The organism is Nonomuraea sp. H19 (genome assembly GCF_052068215.1).
Taxonomy (GTDB): Bacteria; Actinomycetota; Actinomycetes; order Streptosporangiales; family Streptosporangiaceae; genus Nonomuraea.
Map to the genome: position 1 here is coordinate 1 of NZ_JBQHCV010000089.1, position 4,565 is coordinate 4,565.

The 4,565-nt window shown below is 65.0% G+C and carries 3 protein-coding genes and 1 pseudogene; 2 read left to right on the forward strand and 2 right to left on the reverse strand.

The features are described 5' to 3' along the window. Window positions 1-780 precede the first annotated feature (780 nt). Window positions 781-2,313: an IS1182 family transposase gene (locus ACTMTI_RS56475; RefSeq protein ID WP_441129335.1), complete on the reverse strand. Its 1,533-nt coding sequence runs from the start codon at window positions 2,311-2,313 to the stop codon at window positions 781-783. A gap of 213 nt (window positions 2,314-2,526) precedes the next feature. On the opposite strand from ACTMTI_RS56475, the pseudogene ACTMTI_RS56480 reads away from it, so the two are divergent. Continuing rightward, a pseudogene (locus tag ACTMTI_RS56480) lies at window positions 2,527-3,518 on the forward strand (IS5 family transposase). A gap of 43 nt (window positions 3,519-3,561) precedes the next feature. Here ACTMTI_RS56480 and ACTMTI_RS56485 read toward each other — a convergent pair. Then, a complete protein-coding gene (locus tag ACTMTI_RS56485; protein ID WP_441129336.1) occupies window positions 3,562-4,065 on the reverse strand; it encodes an N-acetyltransferase family protein in 504 nt (167 codons plus the stop codon). Window positions 4,066-4,323: 258 nt separating this feature from the next. Between ACTMTI_RS56485 and ACTMTI_RS56490 the strand changes: the two genes are divergently transcribed. Continuing rightward, a complete protein-coding gene (locus ACTMTI_RS56490) occupies window positions 4,324-4,491 on the forward strand; it encodes a hypothetical protein (RefSeq protein WP_441129337.1) in 168 nt (55 codons plus the stop codon). Window positions 4,492-4,565: the final 74 nt, after the last annotated feature.

The window sequence follows — 4,565 nt, forward strand, 5'->3', positions numbered from 1 at the left end:
TGCTTCTTCTCACCGACATCGTCTCCCGCGCTGAACGATCGCTGTCGCAACTGACCGACAGACGCTGTCGTTGTTACTCGCCTACGTAACCATACTTGCCGACGAGCTCGATCAGACAACCCATCCGTGATCCCTCCTGGGCATGATGCCTGGACTCCGGCGAACTCCCCGTGTTTTCAGGTCTCACCAACCGAACTTGCGCATGTTCGCGATGAATGTCCTTCAGTCCGGCTGAACTCACTGCGGACGTGCCGGTAAGAAACGTGTCATGAGCCCCAGTACAACGGCGTTGATCTTGCTGTGACTTGCCTGGTCAATGCTGGGCGGACATGAAACACCTCTCGATGCACATCGACGAGCTGGTCGAGCACTGGACGATCCTGGACGAAGAGCGCGACCTCGTCGCCGGCAAGCGGGGCGCCACGCCCGTTAACGTGCGCTTTCTCGGCTCGTTCCATAGGCGGGGTGTGACGGCTAGAGGCACAAGGGCCTGCTCGTCAAACGCTCACTGTGCCGGGGATCGAGCCTCTGAGGATGGCGGCCTCTAGACCCTAGACACAAGGTAGATCAATGGGTTCGGCTCTAGGTGGCTGGTGTTAAGCGGGTCATCCCGACCGGACGATTCCGGGTGACTCGCTCAGCGCCGGTTCTGCGTGCTGGTTGAGAAACACTGACCCGGTGGCGTGGATCCGGCGATCATGCGGTCTCCGGAGTTATCCACAAGGCCGCTGGGGGCGCCCTGCGGCCGTCCCCGGCTGGAGATCTGGGTGTTCGCCCTGGTCACGTCCCTGCAGCAGCCCACCACCCGCCTGGGGCGGAGCTGATACCAAGGACCGCCAGACGAGCGAGGTTGACAGCGGCAGCCAGCAGGGAGAAGTCAGCGTCGATCTTGATGGCGCCTCGGACGCGGGCGCGACGTCCGCCGTGCCGTCGCCGGATCAGATGCGCGATCTTGCGTTCGACCTTGGGCCGGGTCGCGCGGTAGCGGGCCAGCCAATCGGGATCGCTGCTGCGCTCTCGGCCTCGGGCCAAGTGCTCCTCATGCGGGCTGATCTTGACCTCGCGGCCGTCCTTGGCCGTGGTGCACCGCTCGCGCAGCGGGCATCCGGCGCAGGCCACGCCGAAACGGGCGACCCCGCCGCCGTCGCCTTGCCGCCGGATCGAAACCCTGACCCGGTTGGGACAGGTGACCTGCCCGGCCTCCAGATCGACGGTGAAGACATCCTTGGAGAACCGCCCACCCGGCGCGCCGGCCGGCTGGACCTTGACCATCGCCTCAACGCCCGCCTGCTCCAATGTGGCCAGCACCGGCCCGGTGCCGTAGGCGGCATCGCCATAGACCTCGGCCTGCCCGGCCTGCCCGGCCCGCTCGGGGGCGAGGACGTCGGCCAGGAGCTCGGCGGCGGTCTCGGCGTCGCCCACATTGCCCGGCGTCACCTGAGTGGCGGTGATGATCTCGCTGTCGGGATCCTCGGCGATGTGCCCCTTGTAACCATCGAAGGAACGGGCCACGGTCTTGCGGCCGTGCCGCGCCTGCGGATCCACGGTGGAGATGATCCGGTCCCTGGCCACCTTGCGGGCGATCCGGAACCCGCCGTCCTCGCCCGCTTCAAGGTCCTGGCCCAGCACGGTGGCCAGCAGCCGCGCCGCCTGCTCCACCTCAGCCACCAACCGCCGTCCCTCCAGCACGGCCAGCAGCGCGAACCCGTCCCTGGCCCGCGAATCGATCAGCGCCTCCCGCTCAGCGGTATCACTCCAGTCGATGACCGGCTTGCCCAGATCGGTATAGCCATCCCCGCTGCAGATCACCGCCCGCAACGCCTCCCGCAGCGGCCGGTCGGCAGCACGCAGCAGGCCCCGGATCGCCGAGCGGATCAGCGTGACGGTGTCCTGGGTGGCCACCGCGTCATAGATCGGCGCCGAGTCCAGCACCCGCCTGCGGCCGACCAAGCCCGCCTGAGCGGCCACCTCCACCGTCCGCTCGAAGATCCGGTCCGGCCGGTCCGAGGCGGCCAGCCTCGCCCGCATGTCCACCAGCACGGTGTGCACAAACCCCGGATGGTCGAAGTCCAGCCCGCCGGCGGCGTATTTCCACCGCACATCGAAGGCGAACCGATCCACCGCTTCCCGATCCGACAACCCCTCCAAACGCTGCAACACCATCACCACGGCCACGATCATCGGTGGCACCGACCTGCGGCCGTCCTCAGCGAACAGGTCGGCGAACATCGCATCCGGAAACAGAGTCCGGCACTCACGGTGCAGCACCGCGTAGATCGAGTTCGGCGCCAGCCGACCCTCGACAAAACTCACCGTGGAAGACAGTAACCCCGGCTGCAACGGAGTCTGGCCCACTGCCATCGCTCGATCTCTCCCCACGCCCGGTGACCAACACCGATCACCCTGACACAACAGGACAGACCTACGCGAGATAGATCAAAAAACACCAGTCACCTAGGGCCTGTACGGAGTTGGGATCAGAGGGATTCGCCTGCGCTCTGGTCTGGATCCTGATACGCCATCGCCATGACGCGTGGAGACCTCACCGACGAGGAATGGTCCTTGATCGAGCCTCACCTGCCCTTGGGTGAGCGAGGCCCCATCCCAGACCTGCGGCAGCAGTTCAACGCCGTGATGTGGCGGTTTCGTACCGGCAGCCCGTGGCGGGATCTGCCCGCCGAGTACGGGCCGTGGTCCACCGTCTACGACCGGTTCCGATCGTGGGCGACGGCGGGCATCTTCGAGCAGTTGATGCAGGCCATGATCGCAGAGGCCGCTGCTCGTGGGCAGGTCGCACTTGACCTGGTCAGCGTGGACTCCACCACGGCCCGCGCCCACCACCACGCCGCCGGGATGGTCCTCGACCGCGAGCGCGTGAAGGCGTTGGAAGAGGCCGCCGACCAGGAAAAGGGGCTACGCCAAAGGGGCGAAACCCTCAAAACGGGGACCTCATCGAAGGTGAGAACGCCGATCAGGTCGGACGCCGACGGTTACGACTACGGCGCAGGATAAGGCTGAAGGAGGCCAAGCTGGGCCGCTCGCGAGGTGGGCTGACCAGCAAGGTGCACCTGTCCGCCGAGCGGCAATGCCGTCCGCTGTCCTTCGTCCTCACCCCGGGCCAGGCGGGAGACAGCCCGCAGTTTCGCGCCGTGCTGGAGCGGATCAAGGTGCGGCTGCCCGTCGGCCGCCCGCGCACCCGCCCGGGCGCGGTGGCCGCCGACAAGGCGTACTCCTCCCGCGGCAACCGCCTCCATCTGCGCCGACGCCGGATCAAGGCCGTCATCCCGGAGAAGGTCGACCAGGCGGCCAACCGCAAGAAACGCGGCTCCCGCGGCGGTCGCCCGGTCAGCCATGATCAAAATCTATACAAACAGCGCAACACGGCGGAACGCTGCATCAATCGGATCAAGGAGTGGCGCGGGCTGGCCTTTCGCTTCGACAAGACCCCCGACAGCTACCTCTCCGGCCTTCACCTGCGCGGAGCCATCTTGTGGATCCGAAGCCTTCAACCCATCTGAAGATCCGAAGTCCCGTGCAGGCCCGAGGTGCGCATCCAACCGATCAGTTCATCGGCCAGGCGTACTCGAACTCGGGCAACTCAAAACCCTGCTGGAAACGGCACATCCGCTCGTCCGTGCGGCGTGCGCCGTGTCGTTCGTAAAAGGCGATGGCGCGCGTGTTCGCACTGAGCACCTCCACATAGACCTCCCTGCCGGGGTGCTCGTCCGCCACCCACGCCAGCCCTCGCCGCAGCAGTTGCGTTCCGATGCCTGAGCCAGTGCTACCCGGCCGCACGTGGAGGTTGTCAAGCAGGATCCGCCCACCGGGAGCCGGAAGCAGGTAGCCAAAGCCAAGCAGCTCTCCATCGCCGTCGTGAGCGACGAACAACCCTGAACCCTGCACAGGCGAAGCCAGCCGTTCCCGCCACAGCGTCAGCCGATCGTCGGTCAGGGGTCCGTTCAGGAAGCTGTCGGGCATGATCCCCGCATACGCCGAACGCCAACTGTCCACGTGCAGAGCAACGATAGGGACAACGTCGTCAATTTTGCCGTTTCTTATCTGCATGGCGCAGAGCATCCCATATGGGAACGGGCTGGGACATAGGAGGCCCTGACCAGGGAGGGGGTCATCCAGCGATGACCTACCAAGCTGAATGATCAGCGCTGAACAACCTCATGATCTAAACCTCATACAGGCTCTAGGGGACCTTCTAGGTCTAGAGGACGCGACCTCTAGACAGAGATCGTTGACGAACTGAGAGGCAGCGTGAGATGCGGAGAGTAAATGCGAGATGACCCATTGTGTGACACGATCATGCGAGTTATGATCGTCTGCGTTCGCCTTCGTATTGTCCTCGACAAGGAGAACGCATCCATGCTCCGCAAACTCTGCGCACTCATCGTCTGCACTATCGCGGTGTTTACCGCCACCACCGCTCCCGCCAACGCTCTAGGCATTGGCATCGACCTGGACGGCGATGGTAACGAGTGAGGTGCCCAGCAGATTCCAGACAGTCGGCTACATAAGCTGACAGAAGTCTGGAAGAGGTAGGTACGTGACGAGGC